This window comes from Neisseria sp. HMSC068C12 (assembly GCF_001814095.1).
Lineage (GTDB): Bacteria > Pseudomonadota > Gammaproteobacteria > Burkholderiales > Neisseriaceae > Neisseria > Neisseria perflava.
Genome location: NZ_KV814783.1, coordinates 1 through 17866, shown reverse-complemented (window position 1 = coordinate 17866; position 17866 = coordinate 1). Strand labels below are relative to the sequence as shown.

29 protein-coding genes and 4 pseudogenes are annotated in these 17866 nt (G+C 43.0%); 3 read left to right on the top strand and 30 right to left on the bottom strand.

Going from position 1 to position 17866, the window contains the following annotated elements; translation table 11 throughout:
- Positions 1–255: 255 nt before the first annotated feature.
- The 3 pseudogenes from cas9 to cas2 form a co-directional block, all read left to right on the top strand.
- A pseudogene (gene cas9, locus HMPREF2952_RS01085) lies at positions 256–2238 on the top strand (type II CRISPR RNA-guided endonuclease Cas9); the annotation flags it as partial.
- 176 nt (positions 2239–2414) lie between these two features.
- A pseudogene (gene cas1, locus HMPREF2952_RS01080) lies at positions 2415–3316 on the top strand (type II CRISPR-associated endonuclease Cas1).
- Positions 3309–3634, top strand: a pseudogene (gene cas2 / locus HMPREF2952_RS01075) (CRISPR-associated endonuclease Cas2). The pseudogenes cas1 and cas2 overlap by 8 nt, the downstream one beginning before the upstream one ends.
- Before the next feature lie 145 nt (positions 3635–3779).
- Here cas2 and rplQ read toward each other — a convergent pair.
- The 30 genes and pseudogenes from rplQ to HMPREF2952_RS10800 all read right to left on the bottom strand — a co-directional run.
- Positions 3780–4154 (bottom strand): 50S ribosomal protein L17, encoded by a 375-nt coding sequence (rplQ, locus tag HMPREF2952_RS01070; protein WP_039862272.1) that lies wholly within the window; start codon positions 4152–4154, stop codon positions 3780–3782.
- A 24-nt stretch (positions 4155–4178) separates the two neighbouring features.
- Positions 4179–5165, bottom strand: a complete 987-nt coding sequence (gene rpoA / locus HMPREF2952_RS01065) for a DNA-directed RNA polymerase subunit alpha (RefSeq protein WP_003684706.1) — start codon at positions 5163–5165, stop codon at positions 4179–4181.
- A 25-nt stretch (positions 5166–5190) separates the two neighbouring features.
- The gene (gene rpsD, locus HMPREF2952_RS01060; RefSeq protein ID WP_003749296.1) at positions 5191–5811 is read right to left on the bottom strand and encodes a 30S ribosomal protein S4; all 621 of its coding nucleotides are present in this window, start codon (positions 5809–5811) and stop codon (positions 5191–5193) included.
- 19 nt (positions 5812–5830) lie between these two features.
- A complete protein-coding gene (rpsK, locus tag HMPREF2952_RS01055; RefSeq protein WP_002216249.1) occupies positions 5831–6226 on the bottom strand; it encodes a 30S ribosomal protein S11 in 396 nt (131 codons plus the stop codon).
- Between the two features lie 19 nt (positions 6227–6245).
- Complete coding sequence (rpsM, locus tag HMPREF2952_RS01050) at positions 6246–6608, bottom strand: 30S ribosomal protein S13 (RefSeq protein ID WP_003749295.1); 363 nt, start codon at positions 6606–6608, stop codon at positions 6246–6248.
- Positions 6609–6675: 67 nt separating this feature from the next.
- Positions 6676–6789, bottom strand: coding sequence for a 50S ribosomal protein L36 (rpmJ, locus tag HMPREF2952_RS10805; protein ID WP_003697674.1), 114 nt, complete (start codon positions 6787–6789; stop codon positions 6676–6678).
- A gap of 18 nt (positions 6790–6807) precedes the next feature.
- The gene (gene infA / locus HMPREF2952_RS01045) at positions 6808–7026 is read right to left on the bottom strand and encodes a translation initiation factor IF-1 (protein ID WP_003684714.1); all 219 of its coding nucleotides are present in this window, start codon (positions 7024–7026) and stop codon (positions 6808–6810) included.
- Between the two features lie 4 nt (positions 7027–7030).
- A complete protein-coding gene (secY, locus tag HMPREF2952_RS01040; RefSeq protein ID WP_004520193.1) occupies positions 7031–8344 on the bottom strand; it encodes a preprotein translocase subunit SecY in 1314 nt (437 codons plus the stop codon).
- Positions 8345–8357: 13 nt separating this feature from the next.
- Positions 8358–8792: a 50S ribosomal protein L15 gene (rplO, locus tag HMPREF2952_RS01035; protein WP_004520192.1), complete on the bottom strand. Its 435-nt coding sequence runs from the start codon at positions 8790–8792 to the stop codon at positions 8358–8360.
- A gap of 1 nt (position 8793) precedes the next feature.
- On the bottom strand, positions 8794–8979 hold the full coding sequence (rpmD, locus tag HMPREF2952_RS01030; RefSeq protein ID WP_003684808.1) for a 50S ribosomal protein L30: 186 nt from the start codon (positions 8977–8979) through the stop codon (positions 8794–8796).
- The gene (rpsE, locus tag HMPREF2952_RS01025; RefSeq protein WP_003684704.1) at positions 8972–9490 is read right to left on the bottom strand and encodes a 30S ribosomal protein S5; all 519 of its coding nucleotides are present in this window, start codon (positions 9488–9490) and stop codon (positions 8972–8974) included. The genes rpmD and rpsE overlap by 8 nt, the downstream gene beginning before the upstream one ends.
- A 17-nt stretch (positions 9491–9507) precedes the next feature.
- On the bottom strand, positions 9508–9861 hold the full coding sequence (gene rplR / locus HMPREF2952_RS01020) for a 50S ribosomal protein L18 (RefSeq protein ID WP_003749287.1): 354 nt from the start codon (positions 9859–9861) through the stop codon (positions 9508–9510).
- Between the two features lie 13 nt (positions 9862–9874).
- A complete protein-coding gene (gene rplF / locus HMPREF2952_RS01015; RefSeq protein WP_004464590.1) occupies positions 9875–10408 on the bottom strand; it encodes a 50S ribosomal protein L6 in 534 nt (177 codons plus the stop codon).
- A gap of 13 nt (positions 10409–10421) precedes the next feature.
- Positions 10422–10814 carry a 30S ribosomal protein S8 gene (gene rpsH, locus HMPREF2952_RS01010; protein ID WP_003684738.1) on the bottom strand — a complete coding sequence of 131 codons (393 nt, stop codon included), beginning with the start codon at positions 10812–10814 and terminating at the stop codon, positions 10422–10424.
- A 14-nt stretch (positions 10815–10828) separates the two neighbouring features.
- Positions 10829–11134, bottom strand: coding sequence for a 30S ribosomal protein S14 (rpsN, locus tag HMPREF2952_RS01005; RefSeq protein WP_003684736.1), 306 nt, complete (start codon positions 11132–11134; stop codon positions 10829–10831).
- A gap of 2 nt (positions 11135–11136) precedes the next feature.
- Positions 11137–11676, bottom strand: a complete 540-nt coding sequence (rplE, locus tag HMPREF2952_RS01000; RefSeq protein WP_003684750.1) for a 50S ribosomal protein L5 — start codon at positions 11674–11676, stop codon at positions 11137–11139.
- A gap of 9 nt (positions 11677–11685) precedes the next feature.
- Entirely contained in the window at positions 11686–12009 is a 324-nt protein-coding gene (rplX, locus tag HMPREF2952_RS00995) for a 50S ribosomal protein L24 (RefSeq protein WP_004520190.1), read from the bottom strand.
- Positions 12010–12020: 11 nt separating this feature from the next.
- Positions 12021–12389: a 50S ribosomal protein L14 gene (rplN, locus tag HMPREF2952_RS00990; protein WP_002215434.1), complete on the bottom strand. Its 369-nt coding sequence runs from the start codon at positions 12387–12389 to the stop codon at positions 12021–12023.
- Between the two features lie 227 nt (positions 12390–12616).
- Positions 12617–12880 carry a 30S ribosomal protein S17 gene (rpsQ, locus tag HMPREF2952_RS00985; RefSeq protein WP_003684766.1) on the bottom strand — a complete coding sequence of 88 codons (264 nt, stop codon included), beginning with the start codon at positions 12878–12880 and terminating at the stop codon, positions 12617–12619.
- Positions 12880–13071, bottom strand: coding sequence for a 50S ribosomal protein L29 (rpmC, locus tag HMPREF2952_RS00980; protein WP_003684705.1), 192 nt, complete (start codon positions 13069–13071; stop codon positions 12880–12882). The genes rpsQ and rpmC overlap by 1 nt, the downstream gene beginning before the upstream one ends.
- Positions 13071–13487: a 50S ribosomal protein L16 gene (rplP, locus tag HMPREF2952_RS00975; protein ID WP_003684741.1), complete on the bottom strand. Its 417-nt coding sequence runs from the start codon at positions 13485–13487 to the stop codon at positions 13071–13073. The genes rpmC and rplP overlap by 1 nt, the downstream gene beginning before the upstream one ends.
- The gene (gene rpsC / locus HMPREF2952_RS00970) at positions 13471–14163 is read right to left on the bottom strand and encodes a 30S ribosomal protein S3 (RefSeq protein WP_004520189.1); all 693 of its coding nucleotides are present in this window, start codon (positions 14161–14163) and stop codon (positions 13471–13473) included. The genes rplP and rpsC overlap by 17 nt, the downstream gene beginning before the upstream one ends.
- 9 nt (positions 14164–14172) lie before the next feature.
- Positions 14173–14502: a 50S ribosomal protein L22 gene (gene rplV / locus HMPREF2952_RS00965; RefSeq protein WP_003749277.1), complete on the bottom strand. Its 330-nt coding sequence runs from the start codon at positions 14500–14502 to the stop codon at positions 14173–14175.
- 8 nt (positions 14503–14510) lie between these two features.
- Positions 14511–14789 (bottom strand): 30S ribosomal protein S19, encoded by a 279-nt coding sequence (rpsS, locus tag HMPREF2952_RS00960; protein WP_002215422.1) that lies wholly within the window; start codon positions 14787–14789, stop codon positions 14511–14513.
- A gap of 5 nt (positions 14790–14794) precedes the next feature.
- Complete coding sequence (gene rplB, locus HMPREF2952_RS00955) at positions 14795–15628, bottom strand: 50S ribosomal protein L2 (RefSeq protein ID WP_003684813.1); 834 nt, start codon at positions 15626–15628, stop codon at positions 14795–14797.
- Between the two features lie 5 nt (positions 15629–15633).
- The gene (rplW, locus tag HMPREF2952_RS00950) at positions 15634–15948 is read right to left on the bottom strand and encodes a 50S ribosomal protein L23 (RefSeq protein ID WP_002243944.1); all 315 of its coding nucleotides are present in this window, start codon (positions 15946–15948) and stop codon (positions 15634–15636) included.
- On the bottom strand, positions 15945–16565 hold the full coding sequence (rplD, locus tag HMPREF2952_RS00945; protein ID WP_070590582.1) for a 50S ribosomal protein L4: 621 nt from the start codon (positions 16563–16565) through the stop codon (positions 15945–15947). The genes rplW and rplD overlap by 4 nt, the downstream gene beginning before the upstream one ends.
- Positions 16565–17209, bottom strand: coding sequence for a 50S ribosomal protein L3 (gene rplC, locus HMPREF2952_RS00940; protein WP_070695179.1), 645 nt, complete (start codon positions 17207–17209; stop codon positions 16565–16567). Before rplC ends, rplD begins: the two co-directional genes overlap by 1 nt.
- Before the next feature lie 251 nt (positions 17210–17460).
- A complete protein-coding gene (rpsJ, locus tag HMPREF2952_RS00935) occupies positions 17461–17772 on the bottom strand; it encodes a 30S ribosomal protein S10 (RefSeq protein WP_002642322.1) in 312 nt (103 codons plus the stop codon).
- Between the two features lie 17 nt (positions 17773–17789).
- A pseudogene (locus tag HMPREF2952_RS10800) lies at positions 17790–17866 on the bottom strand (elongation factor Tu); the annotation flags it as partial.

The window sequence follows — 17866 nt, the reverse complement described above, 5'->3', positions numbered from 1 at the left end:
TGAAATTTCAGACGGCCTTTTTAATCCCTGCCATCTAGATAAAACGATGCCCCTTAAAGCAGAAGCCTTAAGGGGCAGAGCGTTGCGGCACATCTTTTCAGACGGCCTTATTGTAGCAACGTTTCTCATTTCGCAGTGCAACAATATGGACGGATTCTAATTCCAAATCGGCACCCAGTCAAGCATTTCATTTGCATAGTAATACTTACCTAGGATATATTTATACTTACCAAACATCACATTACGGAGAAACTGATGGCTGCATTCAAACCCAATCCAATCAACTACATCCTCGGTCTCGATATCGGCATTGCATCCGTCGGCTGGGCGATGGTAGAAATTAACGAAGAAGAAAACCCCATCCGCCTGATTGATTTGGGCGTGCGCGTATTTGAGCGTGCAGAAGTACCGAAAACAGGCGACTCTCTCGCAGCGGCAAGACGCTTGGCACGCAGTGTTCGCCGCCTGACCCGCCGTCGCGCCCACCGTCTGCTTCGGGCCCGCCGTCTATTGAAACGCGAAGGCGTATTACAAGCCGCCGATTTTGATGAAAACGGCTTGATTAAATCCTTACCGAATACACCATGGCAACTTCGCGCAGCCGCATTAGATCGCAAACTGACGCCTTTGGAGTGGTCGGCAGTCTTGTTGCATTTAATCAAACATCGCGGCTATTTGTCGCAAAGAAAAAACGAGGGCGAAACTGCCGATAAGGAGCTTGGCGCTTTGCTTAAAGGCGTAGCCGACAATGCCCATGCCTTACAAACAGGCAATTTCCGCACACCAGCCGAATTAGCTTTAAATAAATTTGAGAAAGAAAGCGGCCATATCCGCAACCAACGCGGCGATTATTCGCATACGTTCAACCGCAAAGATTTACAAGCAGAGCTGAATTTACTGTTTGAAAAACAAAAAGAATTCGGCAATCCGCATGTTTCAGACGGCCTTAAAGAAGGTATTGAAACCCTGCTGATGGCGCAACGCCCTGCCCTGTCTGGCGATGCTGTTCAAAAAATGTTGGGGTATTGCACCTTTGAGCCGACAGAGCCGAAAGCCGCTAAAAACACCTACACCGCCGGACGTTTCATCTGGCTGACCAAGCTGAACAACCTGCGTATTTTAGAGCAAGGCAGCGAGCGGCCATTGACCACTACCGAACGCGCCACGCTTATGGACGAGCCATACAGAAAATCCAAACTGACTTACGCACAAGCCCGTAAGCTGCTGGGTTTAGAAGATACCGCCTTTTTCAAAGGCTTGCGCTATGGTAAAGACAATGCCGAAGCCTCAACATTGATGGAAATGAAGGCCTACCATGCCATCAGCCGTGCGCTGGAAAAAGAAGGATTGAAAGACAAAAAATCCCCATTAAACCTTTCTCCCGAATTACAAGACGAAATCGGCACGGCATTCTCCCTGTTCAAAACCGATGAAGACATTACAGGCCGTCTGAAAGACCGTGTTCAGCCCGAAATTTTAGAAGCGCTGTTAAAACACATCAGCTTCGACAAGTTCGTCCAAATTTCCTTGAAAGCATTGCGCCGAATTGTGCCTCTAATGGAGCAAGGCAAACGTTACGATGAAGCCTGCGCCGAAATCTACGGAGACCATTACGGCAAGAAAAATGCGGAAGAAAAGATTTATCTGCCGCCGATTCCCGCCGACGAAATCCGCAACCCCGTCGTCTTGCGCGCCTTATCTCAAGCCAGAAAAGTCATAAATGCCGTTGTACGCCGGTACGGCTCCCCTGCACGTATCCATATTGAAACGGCAAGGGAAGTAGGCAAATCGTTTAAAGACCGCAAAGAAATCGAAAAACGCCAAGAAGAAAACCGTAAAGACCGGGAAAAAGCCGCCGCTAAGTTCCGAGAGTATTTCCCCAATTTTGTCGGCGAACCCAAATCCAAAGATATTCTGAAACTGCGCCTGTACGAGCAACAACACGGCAAATGCCTGTATTCGGGCAAAGAAATCAACCTAGGCCGTCTGAACGAAAAAGGCTATATCGAAATCGACCATGCCCTGCCGTTCTCGCGCACATGGGACGACAGTTTCAACAATAAAGTGCTGGTATTGGGCAGCGAAAACCAAAACAAAGGTAATCAAACCCCTTACGAATACTTCAACGGCAAAGACAACAGCCGCGAATGGCAGGAATTTAAAGCGCGTGTTGAAACCAGCCGTTTTCCTCGCAGTAAAAAACAACGGATTCTGCTGCAAAAATTCGACGAAGACGGCATATATCGAATCGGTGTCAAAACCGCCCTTTCATTCCCAAAATACCAAATCGACGAACTCGGCAAAGAAATCAGACCATGCCGTCTGAAAAAACGCCCACCTGTCCGTTAAATTAATCTATCCCTGTTTCAGACGGCCTGAAGCAGGGATTTTTTATAAAAAATAAGGGGAAAAACATGACTTGGCGCAGCCTGCTCATTCAAAACGGCGGTAAATTATCCTTACAACGCCGGCAACTGCTGATTCAACAAAACGGCGAGTCCCATACCGTACCATTAGAAGACATCGCCGTTATCATCATCGAAAACCGCGAAACCCTAATTACCGCCCCGCTCTTATCAGCCTTAGCCGATCATAGTGCAACCCTGCTGACATGTGATGAGCAATTCCTACCCTACGGACAATGGCTGCCTTATGCCCAATATCACCGCCAACTTAAAATCCTCAAGCTGCAACTGAATATAAGCGAACCCTTAAAAAAGCAACTCTGGCAACATATCGTCCGCCAAAAAATCCTAAATCAAGCATTTGTCGCAGACGAAACAGGCAATGATCTTGCAACCAAACGGCTGCGCACTTTGGCAGTCGAAGTCCGTTCAGGCGATACAGGAAACCGTGAAGCCCAAGCTGCCGCCCTCTACTTCCAAGCCCTCTTTGGGGAAAAGTTTACCCGTACGTCAATGCCGCATTGAACTACACCTACGCCGTACTCCGTGCAGCAGTAGCACGCGCCCTGACCTTATATGGTTGGTTGCCTGCATTAGGCTTGTTTCATAGGAGCGAACTAAATCCATTCAACCTCGCCGATGACTTTCTCGAACCCTTACGCCCATTGGCCGACCTGGTCGTTATACATTTGCATAAACAAGGCCGTCTGAAAACTGAACTGACACCCAACCTCAAACAAAACCTTATCAAGATCCTTCACTATCAAATCTGCATCGAACGGCAACATTTCAGCACCTTGGCTGCCATCGACAAAATGATTTCTTCATTTCAAGCCAGCGTAACTAACAAAAACGCTAAACAGCTGAAACTGCCCGAAATCTTGCCATTGAAAGAATACCAATATGAGTGAGGCTAAATTTATGAGGATTATCGTCTTCTTCGACCTACCTGTTACCACGGCGGCCAAGCGCAAAGCCGCCAATCAATTCCGCCAGTTCCTTTAAAAGATGGATACCAAATGCTCCAACTTTCCGTATACAGCCGTATTGTCAAAGGTCGAGATTCGTTGCAAAAACACCACAATAGGCTATGTGCAAACCTACCGCAAGAAGGCTCAATCCGCTGTTTGGAAGTAACAGAAAAGCAATATACCACCATGAAACTGCTGTTGGGAGAGCTGAAAATCCAAGAAAAAAGGGTAAATTCCGACCAACTATTATTATTTTAAGGCTGCTTTTTTAGACAAAATAAAACGGGAAACCCTTATAGAATAAGGGTTTCCCGTTGAAGTATTGTAGCACTGCGAAATGAGAAAGGGTCTATCCAAATAAAAAAGCACCACCTAAACAGGTAGTGCTTTCATATTAATTTGCTTATTCAGCAGAATCAGCTGCTTTATCAACCAATTCAACCAATGCCAAAGGAGCATTGTCGCCTTTACGGAAACCGTATTTCAGTACACGAATATAGCCGCCGTTACGAGCAGCAAAGCGTGGACCCAATTCGTCAAACAATTTAACTACAACATCACGATCGCGAGTGCGGTCAAAAGCCAAACGACGGTTTGCCAAAGAAGGTTTTTTACCCAAGGTAATCAAGGGCTCAACTACGCGGCGCAATTCTTTTGCTTTAGGCAAAGTTGTCACGATGGTTTCGTGAGTCAACAAGGAATTCGCCATATTGCGCAGCATCGCAGCACGGTGGCTGCTAGTACGGTTTAATTTGCGGTTGCCATTACGATGACGCATGTCATTATCCTTTAATCTTCAAACTTACGGCTTTTCTAAGCCTACAGGCGGCCAAGCTTCTAATTTGGAACCTAATGTCAGACCTTTAGAGGCCAACACTTCTTTGATCTCATTCAAAGATTTACGACCCAAATTAGGGGTCTTGAGAAGCTCGGTTTCAGTACGTTGAATCAAATCGCCAATATAGTAAATATCTTCAGCTTTCAGACAATTAGCTGAACGTACGGTTAATTCCAAATCATCTACAGGACGCAGCAAGATAGGATCGATAGGAGGTGCTTTTTCTTCAACCTCTTCAACCGGAGTACCTTGCAGATCTGCAAAAATAGACATTTGGTCAATTAAGATACGTGCGGCACTACGTACAGCTTCTTCTGGATCAATAGAACCATTGGTTTCAATATCCAAAACCAATTTATCCAAATCCGTGCGTTGCTCTACGCGTGCAGGTTCAACTTCAAAGCTAACACGACTGATGGGCGAAAAGCTCGCATCCAACTGAATCGCACCAATCTGTTTGTTCTCATCACGCAATACGCGACGGCCTGAAACAGACTGATAACCACGACCTTGCTCTACTTTAATTTCCATGTCGATTTGGCCATTGTCAGCCAAGTGGCAAATAACATGTTCAGGATTGATGATTTCCACATCGTGTGGCAAATCAATATCACCGGCTACAACTGCACCGGCACCTGTTTTCTTCAAAGTCAACTGAACTTGGTTACGACCGTGAAGCTTGAATACGATACCTTTAATGTTCAAGAGAACGTCAACAACATCCTCCTGAACACCATCAATAGTAGAGTATTCGTGCAATACGCCAGAAATAACTACTTCAGTTGGGGCAAAGCCATTCATGGATGACAGTAAGATACGACGCAAAGCATTACCTAAAGTATGACCAAAACCACGCTCAAATGGCTGCATAGACACCTTAGCTCGAGTAGAAGACAAGGTATCTACATCGATTTGACGAGGTTTCAAAAATTCGGTTGTGCTATTTTGCATTTAACTGTCCCTCATTGAGCTAGCATTATTTAGAGTAGAACTCTACCACCAGCTGTTCATTAATATCGCCAGACAATTCTGAGCGATCCGGCATATTTTTGAATACACCTTCCAATTTGTCGGCATCAACAGATACCCAGCTTGGCAAGCCAATTTGAGTAGCCAAGCTCAATGCCTCTTGGATACGTACTTGTTTCTTAGCTTTTTCACGAACAGCTACAACATCGCCTGCTTTAACTTGGAAAGAAGGGATATTAACAACCTGACCGTTTACAACGATAGCTTTATGAGAAACCAATTGACGTGCTTCAGCGCGGGTAGAGCCAAAACCCATACGATAAACGACATTATCCAAACGGGACTCCAGCAATTGCAACAGCAATTCACCGGTAGAACCTTTACGACGATCAGCTTCCGCAAAGTAACGACGGAATTGGCGTTCTAACACACCATAAATACGACGGATTTTTTGTTTTTCACGCAATTGCAAACCGTAGTCTGACAAACGTGGTTTTTTCGCACCGTGCTGACCAGGTGCAGAATCCATTTTACATTTTGAATCCAAAGAGCGACGTGCACTCTTCAAAAACAGATCCGTACCTTCGCGACGTGCTAATTTACATTTAGGGCCAATATAACGTGCCATGTTTTAAATCACTCCAATATTAAATACGACGTTTTTTAGGCGGACGGCAACCGTTATGAGGCAACGGGGTAACGTCAGTAATGCTGGTAATCTTGAAACCAAGAGCGTTTAAAGCACGTACAGAAGATTCGCGACCAGGGCCAGGGCCTTTAATGCGGACTTCTAAATTTTTAACGCCATACTCTTGGGCAACTTTACCAGCTGCTTCTGCTGCAACTTGTGCTGCAAATGGTGTACTTTTACGAGAACCTTTAAAACCAGCGCCGCCAGAGGTAGCCCAAGACAATGCATTGCCTTGACGGTCAGTGATTGTAATGATGGTATTGTTGAAAGATGCATGAACGTGCACAATACCTTCGCTTACGGTTTTACGTACTTTTTTACGTACACGCGAAGCTGTGTTTGCTTTAGCCATTAATCAAATTCCTTAAAATTTATTTCTTACCGGCAATCGCTTTGCGCGGACCTTTACGGGTACGAGCATTTGTGCGAGTGCGTTGACCACGACAAGGCAAGCCACGACGATGACGGAAGCCGCGATAGCAACCCATATCCATCAGTCGTTTAATGCTCATCGTTACTTCACGACGCAAATCGCCTTCAACTTCATATTTAGCAACTTGCTCACGCAAAGCGTCTAATTGAGCCTCGTCCAAATCTTTTGCTTTAGTAGTAGGAGCAATATTTGCTGCCTCACAAATCAATTTAGCACGAGTCGCACCAATACCATAAATAGCCTGAAGGCCAATTACGATATGGGCATTATTAGGGATATTTACCCCTGCAATACGAGCCATATTTTTTCCTTTTTAGGGCAAAGTATGTCACTATACCACAAAATCAATAGTTAAGAAAACTAGCTTCTTAACCTTGACGTTGTTTGTGACGTGGGTCAGTACAAATTACGCGAACTACACGATTACGACGAATAATCTTGCAATTGCGACAAATTTTCTTTACAGAAGGTTGTACACGCATTTTATTTCCTTTTATCGTTTATCTTGCTCGGAAAACAATCCGAGCACGGGTTAAATCATAAGGAGTTAATTCAACTGTTACCTTATCACCTGGAGAAATACGGATATAGTGCATTCGCATTTTTCCAGAGATATGACCAAGTACTACATGATCATTTTCCAGTTTTACTTTAAACGTTGCATTGGGCAAAGTCTCAAGGATTTCACCCTGCATCTGTATGGTATCTTCTTTAGCCATAAGCCTACTTACGTGATAAAGATTTCATATCTGGACGACTCATCAAATCTTCATACTGACTGCTCATTACGTAGGAATTGATTTGCGTCCTAAAATCCATTGTAACGACAACCAAGATAAGCAAAGATGTTCCGCCTAAATAGAAAGGTACATTCAATGCTGTCGTTAAAAATTCAGGTATCAGACAGATTGTAGTGATATACAAAGCACCAAATAATGTTAGTCTCAGTACAACTTTTTCCAAATATCTAGAAGTTTGCTCACCTGGGCGAATACCAGGTACAAATGCACCACTTTTCTTCAAATTCTCAGCCATTTCTTTAGGGCTAAATACTAAAGCAGTATAGAAATAGCAGAAGAAGATAATAGTTGTTGCAAACAATCCAATATACAAAGGCTGTCCGTGTTGCAGCATTGCAGCAACCTTATGAAGAACAGAATTCGTACTATTTGAACCAAACCAACCTAAAAGTGTAGATGGAAATAAAATAATACTGGAAGCAAAAATAGGAGGAATAACACCTGCCATATTTAGCTTGAACGGCATATGAATGCTTTGTCCCGGCATTATTCCAGAGCCAAACTGTCTTTTAGCATAATGCACAGGAACTTTACGCTGAGCACTCTCAAAATAAACTACAGCATAGATCAACAGCAAAATACCAATCACAATTGATACCGCCATCAACATACTCATAGAGCCTTGTTCAGTCAAAGTTAATAACCGAACAATACCGGATGGGATACCCGATACAATGCCTGCTGTAATAATTAAAGAAATACCATTACCAATACCACGCTCGGTAATTTGCTCCCCTAACCACATCAGAAACATAGTACCTGTAACCAAACAGACCACTGTAGAAATATGAAACTCAAGCGAACTCGTTACAACAACACCTTGTTGATAAACAAATGTTGCAACACCAAAGCTTTGCAATACAGCCAATAATACCGTCCCATACCTAGTATATTTCGTAATTATTTTCCTACCAGCCTCACCTTCCTTCTTTAAAGCTTTTAAAGAAGGAACAATTTCAGAAGCAAGCTGAACAATAATCGACGATGAAATATAAGGCATGATACCAATTGCAAATATACTAAAGCGCTCCAACGAACCACCCGAGAACATATTTAACATTCCGAATATGCCGTTTGCAGCGCCTTCGTATAACTTAGCTAATGCAACAGCATCTACGCCCGGTACCGGTATATGAGCACCAATACGGAAAACGACTAAAGCACCTAAAAGGAACACCAGACGTTTTTTCAGATCACCAAATTTGGATAATCCTGATAAAGATTGTTGATTAGCCACTGTAGTGCAAGCCTTATTCTTCTACTTTACCACCGGCAGCTTCAATAGCAGCTTTAGCACCTTTAGTAGCTTTTACACCTTTCAAGGTAACTGCTTTTGAGATTTCACCAGAAGCAATAACTTTTACATTAGAAGCAGTTGCAGGAATCAGACCAGCTTGTTTAAGAACCAAGACATCAATCTCGTTCACAGCAATCAGATTCAATTCACTCAAACGAACTTCAGCATTAGCGGCCGCAGTCAAAGATTTGAAACCACGTTTCGGCAGACGACGTTGCAAAGGCATTTGACCGCCTTCAAAACCTACCTTGTGGAAGCCACCAGAACGGCTTTTTTGACCTTTATGACCACGACCACCTGTCTTACCCAAGCCGCTACCAATACCACGGCCTACACGACGACTAGCGTGAGTAGCACCCTCAGCAGGTTGAATAGTATTCAAAAACATATTAAGACTCCACTTTCAACAAGTAGCTGATTTTATTGATCATGCCACGGTTTTCAGGGGTATCCAAAACCTCTACAGTATGTTCACGACGGCGCAAACCTAAACCGCGAGCACATGCACGATGAGATTCAATTGTACCGATCAGGCTCTTAACCAATGTAACTTTAATCTTTTTTTGCTCAGTCATGGTTAGCTCCCAAAATATCTTCTACTGTCAAGCCACGTTTAGCAGCAATATCAGCAGGGGTATACAATTTAGACAAACCGTCTAATGTAGCGCGTACAATATTGTAAGGATTAGTAGAACCATGTACTTTAGCTGAAATGTTATGAATACCCATAGCATCAAATACTAAACGCATTGGACCACCAGCTTTCACACCGCTACCTTCTTTAGCAGGTTGCATAAATACCTTAGTAGCACCATGACGACCAATAACTTCATGATGAATAGTACCGTTTTTCAAAGGTACTTTAATCATAGAGCGTCGAGCTTGATCCATTGCTTTTTGAACAGCAACTGGTACTTCTTTTGATTTACCTTTGCCCATACCGATGCGACCATCACCATCACCAACAACAGTCAGTGCAGAGAAAGCCATGATACGGCCACCTTTAACTACTTTAGTCACGCGATTAACTGCGACCATCTTTTCAATCAGGCCGTCACCGCGTTCTTCAATTTCATGTTTTGCCATCTGAAAGTCTCCAAATATTAGAAGCTTAAACCATTTTCACGTGCAGCTTCAGCCAAAGCTTTCACACGACCGTGATATTGGAAACCTGAACGGTCAAAAGCAACTTTTTCAACACCCACTGCTTTAGCTTTTTCAGCAATACGCTTACCAACTACAGCTGCTGCTTCAACGTTACTACCTGATTTCAGGCTACTACGTACTTCAGCTTCCAATGTAGAGGCTTGAGCCAATACTTTATCACCTTCAGCACTAATTACTTGAGCATAAATATGATTATTGCTGCGGAACACACATAATCTTACCATTTTCAAGTCCGCAATACGCGCACGGGTTTTGCGTGCACGACGGAGTCGGGTTGTATGTTTATCCATTAGTGAACCTCAATTATTTTTTCTTGGCTTCTTTCATCACTACTACTTCACCCACATAACGAACACCTTTACCTTTATAAGGCTCAGGAGAACGGAATGCACGAATTTCAGCAGCGACTTGGCCAACCACTTGTTTATCTGCACCAGTCAAAACGATTTCTGTTTGGCTAGGAGTTTGAACAGAAACACCTTCAGGCATTTCGTATACGATTGGATGAGAGAAACCCAAAGACAAGTTCAAAACTTTGCCCTGAGCTTGGGCACGATAACCCACACCAATCAATTGAAGTTTTTTCTCAAAACCTTCAGAAACACCCTTAACCATGTTATTAACCAATGCACGAGCAGTACCAGACATAGCATTAGCCTGTTTACTGTCATTTTTTGCAGCAAAAGTCAATTTACCATCGTTCAGTTCAATAGCAACATCGGAATGCAAAGGAAAAGACAATTCGCCGTTTTTACCTTTGATAACCAATGCATCTGTTCCGAATTTTACTTCTACACCAGCAGGAACAGTCACTGGGTTTTTTGCGACGCGTGACATTTACTTTTCTCCACTAGGCTACGATGCACAACAACTCACCACCAACACCCTCAGAACGGGCTTTGCGATCAGTCATTACACCTTTAGAAGTACTAACAATAGCGACACCCAGGCCATTCATTACGCTAGGGATCTCACTTGATGCTTTGTAAATACGCAAACCTGGACGTGAAACACGTTTAATTTGCTCAATCACAGGACGACCTGCATAGTATTTCAATTGAATTTCCAATACCGGTTTTGCATCAGCAGAAACCGCAAAATCCTCGATATAACCTTCTTCTTTCAGAACTTTTGCAATTGCACATTTCAGTTTAGAAGAAGGCATGGCAACTGCTGCTTTATTAGCACGTTGCGCATTGCGAATACGAGTCAACATATCGGAAATAGGATCATGCATACTCATTATTTATACTCCTATTACCAGCTAGCTTTAACAACACCAGGGATCTCGCCACGCATAGCGATTTCACGGATTTTAATACGGCCCAAACCAAATTTACGGAAAGTGCCACGAGGACGACCTGTTAAAGCACAACGACGACGTTGACGTACAGGTGCTGCATTACGAGGAATGGATTGAAATTTCAAACGTGCCTCAAAACGTTCTTCTTCAGTCGCATTAGCATCATTAATAACAGCGAAAATTGCCTCACGTTTAGCTGCAAACTTTTTCGCCAATGCTTGACGTTTCAGCTCACGATTAATAAGTGCTTTCTTAGCCATGATTATCCTTTAAACGGAAACTTGAACAGTGACAACAAAGCTTTCGCTTCTTCATCAGTTTTTGCAGTAGTTGTAATAGTAATATTCAAACCACGCAAAGCATCGATTTTATCGTATTCAATTTCCGGGAAAATAATTTGCTCACGAACGCCCATATTGTAATTGCCACGACCATCAAATGATTTACCGCTTACACCGCGGAAGTCACGTACGCGAGGCAATGCAATAGTAATCAAACGATCTAAGAATTCAAACATTTGATCACGACGCAATGTTACTTTGCAACCAACTGGATAGTTATCACGGATTTTAAAACCTGCGATAGATTTACGAGCAACAGTAACAACTGGTTTTTGACCAGCAATTTTCTCTAAATCAGAAACAGCATGCTCCATTACTTTTTTATCAGCAACAGCTTCACCTACACCCATATTTAAGGTGATTTTTTCAATACGTGGAACTTCCATTACTGATTTGTAACCAAATTGTTTAACCAATTCAGGAACAACTGTATCTTTATAAAACTCTCTCAAACGAGCCATGTTATCTCCTTATGCTCCAATGATAGAGCCATTTGATTTGAAGAAACGAACGCGTTTAACTTTGCCTTCATTTTCAATCAGCTTAATACCAACACGGTCTGCTTTATTAGTTTCCGGATTCAGGATTGCAATATTAGAAATATCTAAAGGCATTTCTTTAGCAATAATGCCACCCTCAATACCACGCATTGGATTAGGTTTTTGATGGCGTTTTACAACATTAACACCCTCAACAACAACTTTATCACCCAATACTCGAACTACTTGACCTTGCTTACCTTTATCTTTACCGGTAATCACTACAACCTGATCGCCTTTAATGATTTTATTCATCGCGCTATTCCTTATAATACTTCAGGCGCCAATGAAACGATTTTCATAAATCGCTCAGTACGCAATTCACGGGTTACCGGACCAAAAATACGGGTACCCAGAGGTTCAAGTTTATTATTCAACAACACAGCAGCATTGTTATCGAATTTAATTAACGCACCATCAGGACGACGCACACCTTTAGCAGTACGAACAACTACCGCATTGTATACATCACCTTTTTTGACACGACCACGCGGGGCTGCATCTTTAACTGCAACTTTAATAATGTCGCCAACAGAAGCGTAGCGACGCTTAGATCCGCCTAATACTTTGATGCACATTACGCGACGCGCACCAGAGTTATCAGCCACATCTAAGATGGTCTGCATTTGAATCATATTAGTACCTTTAAATTAACCAACTTAATTTACCACTTTCATATAACTCGCACCTTACTTTAAGCTGCTTATTAAATGAAACCATCACGGTTCTAGTAAACCAGTCTTGGATCCCGAAGGGAGAGAAACTTCCATAAGAAGCTGGAAGATAAGAAACGAAGTTTACACGCAAATTAACTTTGCTGCAAGACTTCGTTTCTTATTAAGCTGCATTACTGTGTTTTAAATCAAACAGTACGGGCTTTCTCAACCAATTCCTTTACAACCCAAGACTTGGTTTTTGACAAAGGACGAGATTCCTCGATTACCACTACATCACCAATGCCATATTGATTGTTTTCATCATGGGCATGGATTTTAGTTGATAAACGAATAATTTTACCGTACAGAGGGTGTTTAACCTTACGTTCAACCAATACTGTAACAGTTTTGTCCATTTTGTCGCTTACCACTTTGCCTTGCAAAGTACGAACATTTTTAGCTTCGCTCATTACTTAGCACCTTTTTCAGTTAAAATGGTTTTAATACGAGCAATATCGCGACGTACACGTTTCAACTCGCTAGATTTACCCAACTGACCGGTTGCATTTTGCATGCGTAAGCCAAACTGAGCTTTCAACAAGTCCAACAAATCAGAGTTTAATTGCTCAATAGATTTGTCTTTCAATTCATTTGCTTTCATTATTGACCCACCTGTCTTACTACAAAGGTTGTAGGAATAGGCAATTTGGCAGCGGCCAATTCAAATGCTTCACGAGCCAAAGACTCAGGAACACCGTCCATTTCGTACAATACTTTGCCTGGTTTAACTTCAGCAATGTAATATTCCACATTACCTTTACCGCCACCCATACGAACTTGGATAGGTTTTTCAGTAATTGGTTTATCAGGGAATACACGAATCCAAATACGACCGCCACGTTTAATATGACGAGTCATAGTACGACGAGCAGCTTCGATTTGGCGGGCAGTCAAACGACCACGACCTACGGCTTTCAAACCGAACTCACCGAAACTTACTTTGTTACCGCGAGTAGCAATACCGGTATTACGACCTTTTTGTTGCTTGCGATATTTCAGTCTAGTTGGCTGCAGCATTACGTCCACCTGCCTTTCTTTGTTTCTTCTCATGCTCAGGTTTAGAAGATTTAATATTACCTTCTGTATAAACCCAAACTTTCAGACCCAGTACACCATAAGTAGTGTGCGCTTCGCTAGTTGCATAATCTACGTTCGCACGCAAAGTATGCAAAGGCACACGACCTTCACGGTACCATTCGCTACGAGCGATATCAGCACCATTCAGACGACCTGAAGTCATGATCTTGATGCCTTTAGCACCAGAACGCATTGCATTTTGCATTGCACGTTTCATAGCGCGACGGAATTGAACACGTTTTTCAAGCTGCTGGGCAATACCATCAGCAATGATTTGTGCATCCAATTCAGGACGACGAATCTCTTCAATATTTACATGAACAGGCACACCCATCAGAGTTTGCAAGTCACGCTTCAAGATTTCAATATCCTCACCTTTTTTACCAATAACCACACCTGGACGAGCAGAGTGAATAGTAATACGTGCAGATTTAGCAGGACGCTCGATCACTACGCGACCAACTGAAGCATTAGCCAGTTTTTTACGCAAGTAGTTACGAACATCAATATCTTGTTTCAAAACAGTAGAAAAGTCGGTGCTTTTAGCAAACCATTTTGAAGACCAGTCTTTAGTTACCGCCAGGCGAAAGCCTGTAGGGTTAATCTTTTGTCCCATAGCTTTTCCTTAGTTGCCCACTGTCACGTTAATATGACAAGTTTGTTTCTCGATGCGGTTACCGCGACCTTTGGCACGAGCTTGAAAACGTTTCAAGCTTGGACCTTTGTCAACAAAGATAGTTACCACTTTCAGTTCGTCAATGTCTGCACCATTGTTGTGTTCGGCATTGGCGATTGCTGATTCCAATACTTTTTTAATCAGCTCAGCACCTTTTTTAGGGCTGAATGCCAAGATATTCAAAGCTTGGGCAACGTCTTTACCACGAATCAAATCAGCTACCAAACGAGCTTTTTGAGCTGAAATACGGGCGTTTTTATGTTGTGCACTTACTCTCATGATTCACCTTATTTCTTTTTAGCCTTTTTATCGGCCAAGTGGCCTTTAAAGGTACGGGTCAATGAGAACTCACCTAATTTATGACCAACCATGTTGTCACTGATAAACACAGGCACGTGAGTGCGACCGTTGTGTACAGCGATAGTCAGACCAATGAAATCAGGCAAAATGGTAGAACGACGTGACCAAGTTTTAATTGGGCGTTTGTCGTTGCTTGCACGAGCAGCATCTACTTTTTTCAGCAAATGCAGGTCTACATATGGGCCTTTTTTTAATGAACGAGCCATACTAATTAACCTTTATTTGAGTAACGACGACGAACAATCATGTTATCCGTGCGTTTGTTATTACGAGTGCGGTAGCCCTTAGCAGGAGTACCCCATGGGCTAACCGGTTCGCGAGCTTCACCAGTACGGCCTTCACCACCACCATGCGGGTGATCAACAGGGTTCATTACAACACCACGAACGGTCGGACGAATACCACGCCAGCGGTTAGCACCAGCTTTACCGATTTTTTTGAGGCTTTGTTCTTCGTTACCAACTTCACCGATAGTTGCACGGCAATTTACGCTAATTTTGCGTACTTCACCAGAACGCAAACGAACTTGAGCGTAAGCACCTTCTTTTGCAAGCAATACCGCAGAAGCACCAGCAGAACGCGCAATTTGCGCACCTTTACCTGGTTTCATTTCGATACAGTGAATAGTTGTACCAACAGGAATATTGCGGATCGGCAAAGTGTTACCTACTTTGATAGCAGCCTCAGCACCGGAAACCAATACTGCACCGGCTTGAATACCACGAGGAGCAATGATGTAGCGACGCTCACCATCTGCATAGCACAACAGTGCGATAAATGCAGTACGGTTAGGGTCATATTCGATACGCTCTACTTTTGCAGGGATACCGTCTTTGTTACGTTTAAAATCTACAACGCGGTAATGATGTTTATGGCCACCACCTTTATGACGGGTAGTGATATGACCATTGTTGTTACGACCGGCAGTAGAATTTTTCTTTTCTAGCAGAGGTGCATAAGGTGCACCTTTGTGCAAACCTTCTGTTACCACGCGAACCATGCCGCGACGGCCTGCAGAGGTCGGCTTCATTTTAACGATTGCCATTTTGTTTATTCCTTATCTGCAGCTGCAGCAGCGGCTTCCAAATCCAACTCTTGACCGGCAGCCAAGCTTACATAAGCCTTTTTAACATCGCTGCGACGACCTAAAGTGCGACCAAAACGTTTAACTTTACCTTTAATGGTAACAGTAGTAACGTCTGCAACTTGAACGCCGAACAGCAGCTCAACAGCCGCTTTAATTTCAGGTTTTGTTGCATTTGCCAAAACTTTAAACGTCATTTGGTTACGTTTTTCAGCCAATACGTTGCTTTTTTCAGAAACGATAGGTGCCAAGATTACTTGAGTCAAACGTTGTTGATTCATACCCATTGCTCCTCTAATTGTGCAACTGCATCTTTAGTGATAACGACTTTTTTGTAACGCAGCAAGCTGTAAGGATCAACTTGTTGAGCTTCCAAAACCAATACGTTAGGCAAGTTGCGTGAAGCCAAGTAAACATTCTCGTCGAGCTGTTTAGTTACAAACAGAACTTGCTCCAAACCCAAATTTTTCACTTGTTCAGCAAAAACTTTGGTTTTAGGAGTTTCAGCAGTCAATGCTTCGATTGCAAACAAACGTTCATCACGAGCCAATTGGGACAAAATAGTCGCCATACCGGCACGGTACATTTTACGGTTCACTTTTTGAGTGAAGTTTTCGTCAGGTTTGTTTGGGAATGCACGACCACCTTTACGCCACAGCGGAGAAGAAGTCATACCGGAACGAGCACGATCGGTACCTTTTTGGCGCCATGGTTTTTTAGTAGAGTGGTTTACTTCGGCACGAGTTTTTTGAGCACGATTACCAGAACGGGCATTTGCCAAGTAAGCAGTAACCAGTTGGTGAACCAGAGCTTCATTGTATTCACGAGCAAACAAAGCATCAGAAACAGCCAAGCTGCCAGATACTTGTCCTTTAGCGTCAATTACTTTCAATTCCATTACGCACCTACTTTCACGCTAGGACGAACCACGACGTCGCTGTTAACCGAACCCGGAACAGCACCTTTAACCAACAAGAGTTGGCGTTCAGCATCAACACGTACAACTTCCAATTTTTGAACAGTTGCTTTAGTGTTACCGTATTGACCTGCCATACGCTTACCAGGGAACACGCGACCAGGGTCTTGTGCCATACCGATAGAACCAGGAACACGGTGAGAACGGGAGTTACCGTGGGAAGTACGTTGAGCACCGAAGTTATGACGTTTAATCGTACCAGAGAAACCTTTACCTTTAGAGGTACCGGTTACATCTACCAATTGACCAACTTCAAACATAGAAACGGTAATTTCATCACCGGCTTTCAATTCAGCCAGTTTTTCTTCAGTCAAAGCAAACTCAACCAAACCGCGACCAACTTCAACACCTGCTTTAGCAAAGTGACCGGCTTCAGTTTTGTTGACACGATTAGCTTTTTTCTGACCAAAGGTAACTTGTACAGCAGTGTAGCCGTCAGTATCTTTGGATTTCACTTGTGTAACGCGGTTGGCAGACATATCCAAAACGGTTACCGGAACAGAAACACCCTGTTCATCGAACACGCGAGTCATACCAACTTTGCGTCCAACCAGACCTAAAGTCATGATTATTTTCCTTTTAAGTAAAGGGGCGGGCTACGATTGGCCTGCCTTTCAGACAAAGTTAAACTTGATACGGATGTACCAAGTCCGCCATTATAATTGACAAATCAAAGAAATATCAACAAAAATTTCAATTTTACTTCTTAAACCCATCATTTTTTTCGGATGAAGTGTTGCCAAATATCTGAAAATTTTCAGACGGCCTAAGAATTCTATAAAAAACCGAACAGCCAAGCTGTTCGGTTTTTTAGTTCTTATTGAACTTTAATTTCTACATCCACACCTGCTGGAAGATCCAGTTTCATCAGTGCATCAGTAGTTTTGTCAGTCCAATCCACGATGTCCATCAGACGCAAGTGGGTACGGATTTCCAATTGTTCACGAGAAGTTTTGTTCACGTGAGGAGAACGCAAGATGTTGAAACGTTCGATTTTAGTTGGCAAAGGAATCGGACCTTTAACAACAGCGCCAGTACGTTTGGCAGTTTCAACAATTTCTTGCGCAGAACGGTCAATCAGACTGTAATCATAAGCTTTCAGGCGGATACGGATTTTTTGGTTTGCCATTTATCAATATCCCTCAATTAAGCAATTACAGAAGAAACCACACCCGCACCTACGGTACGACCACCTTCGCGAATCGCAAAGCGCAGACCTTCTT

Excerpts from the sequence above, each read along its gene's own strand:
- rplQ (WP_039862272.1), bottom strand. The coding sequence starts at position 4,154 with ATGCGTCATCGTAATGGCAACCGCAAATTAAACCGTACTAGCAGCCAC.
- rpoA (WP_003684706.1), bottom strand. The coding sequence starts at position 5,165 with ATGCAAAATAGCACAACCGAATTTTTGAAACCTCGTCAAATCGATGTA.
- rpsD (WP_003749296.1), bottom strand. The coding sequence starts at position 5,811 with ATGGCACGTTATATTGGCCCTAAATGTAAATTAGCACGTCGCGAAGGT.
- rpsK (WP_002216249.1), bottom strand. The coding sequence starts at position 6,226 with ATGGCTAAAGCAAACACAGCTTCGCGTGTACGTAAAAAAGTACGTAAA.
- rpsM (WP_003749295.1), bottom strand. The coding sequence starts at position 6,608 with ATGGCTCGTATTGCAGGGGTAAATATCCCTAATAATGCCCATATCGTA.
- rpmJ (WP_003697674.1), bottom strand. The coding sequence starts at position 6,789 with ATGCGTGTACAACCTTCTGTAAAGAAAATTTGTCGCAATTGCAAGATT.
- infA (WP_003684714.1), bottom strand. The coding sequence starts at position 7,026 with ATGGCTAAAGAAGATACCATACAGATGCAGGGTGAAATCCTTGAGACT.
- rplO (WP_004520192.1), bottom strand. The coding sequence starts at position 8,792 with ATGTTTTTGAATACTATTCAACCTGCTGAGGGTGCTACTCACGCTAGT.
- rpmD (WP_003684808.1), bottom strand. The coding sequence starts at position 8,979 with ATGACTGAGCAAAAAAAGATTAAAGTTACATTGGTTAAGAGCCTGATC.
- rpsE (WP_003684704.1), bottom strand. The coding sequence starts at position 9,490 with ATGGCAAAACATGAAATTGAAGAACGCGGTGACGGCCTGATTGAAAAG.
- rplR (WP_003749287.1), bottom strand. The coding sequence starts at position 9,861 with ATGGATAAACATACAACCCGACTCCGTCGTGCACGCAAAACCCGTGCG.
- rplF (WP_004464590.1), bottom strand. The coding sequence starts at position 10,408 with ATGTCACGCGTCGCAAAAAACCCAGTGACTGTTCCTGCTGGTGTAGAA.
- rpsH (WP_003684738.1), bottom strand. The coding sequence starts at position 10,814 with ATGAGTATGCATGATCCTATTTCCGATATGTTGACTCGTATTCGCAAT.
- rpsN (WP_003684736.1), bottom strand. The coding sequence starts at position 11,134 with ATGGCTAAGAAAGCACTTATTAATCGTGAGCTGAAACGTCAAGCATTG.
- rplE (WP_003684750.1), bottom strand. The coding sequence starts at position 11,676 with ATGGCTCGTTTGAGAGAGTTTTATAAAGATACAGTTGTTCCTGAATTG.
- rplX (WP_004520190.1), bottom strand. The coding sequence starts at position 12,009 with ATGAATAAAATCATTAAAGGCGATCAGGTTGTAGTGATTACCGGTAAA.
- rplN (WP_002215434.1), bottom strand. The coding sequence starts at position 12,389 with ATGATTCAAATGCAGACCATCTTAGATGTGGCTGATAACTCTGGTGCG.
- rpsQ (WP_003684766.1), bottom strand. The coding sequence starts at position 12,880 with ATGAGCGAAGCTAAAAATGTTCGTACTTTGCAAGGCAAAGTGGTAAGC.
- rpmC (WP_003684705.1), bottom strand. The coding sequence starts at position 13,071 with ATGAAAGCAAATGAATTGAAAGACAAATCTATTGAGCAATTAAACTCT.
- rplP (WP_003684741.1), bottom strand. The coding sequence starts at position 13,487 with ATGCTGCAGCCAACTAGACTGAAATATCGCAAGCAACAAAAAGGTCGT.
- rpsC (WP_004520189.1), bottom strand. The coding sequence starts at position 14,163 with ATGGGACAAAAGATTAACCCTACAGGCTTTCGCCTGGCGGTAACTAAA.
- rplV (WP_003749277.1), bottom strand. The coding sequence starts at position 14,502 with ATGAGAGTAAGTGCACAACATAAAAACGCCCGTATTTCAGCTCAAAAA.
- rpsS (WP_002215422.1), bottom strand. The coding sequence starts at position 14,789 with ATGGCTCGTTCATTAAAAAAAGGCCCATATGTAGACCTGCATTTGCTG.
- rplB (WP_003684813.1), bottom strand. The coding sequence starts at position 15,628 with ATGGCAATCGTTAAAATGAAGCCGACCTCTGCAGGCCGTCGCGGCATG.
- rplW (WP_002243944.1), bottom strand. The coding sequence starts at position 15,948 with ATGAATCAACAACGTTTGACTCAAGTAATCTTGGCACCTATCGTTTCT.
- rplD (WP_070590582.1), bottom strand. The coding sequence starts at position 16,565 with ATGGAATTGAAAGTAATTGACGCTAAAGGACAAGTATCTGGCAGCTTG.
- rplC (WP_070695179.1), bottom strand. The coding sequence starts at position 17,209 with ATGACTTTAGGTCTGGTTGGACGCAAAGTTGGTATGACTCGCGTGTTC.
- rpsJ (WP_002642322.1), bottom strand. The coding sequence starts at position 17,772 with ATGGCAAACCAAAAAATCCGTATCCGCCTGAAAGCTTATGATTACAGT.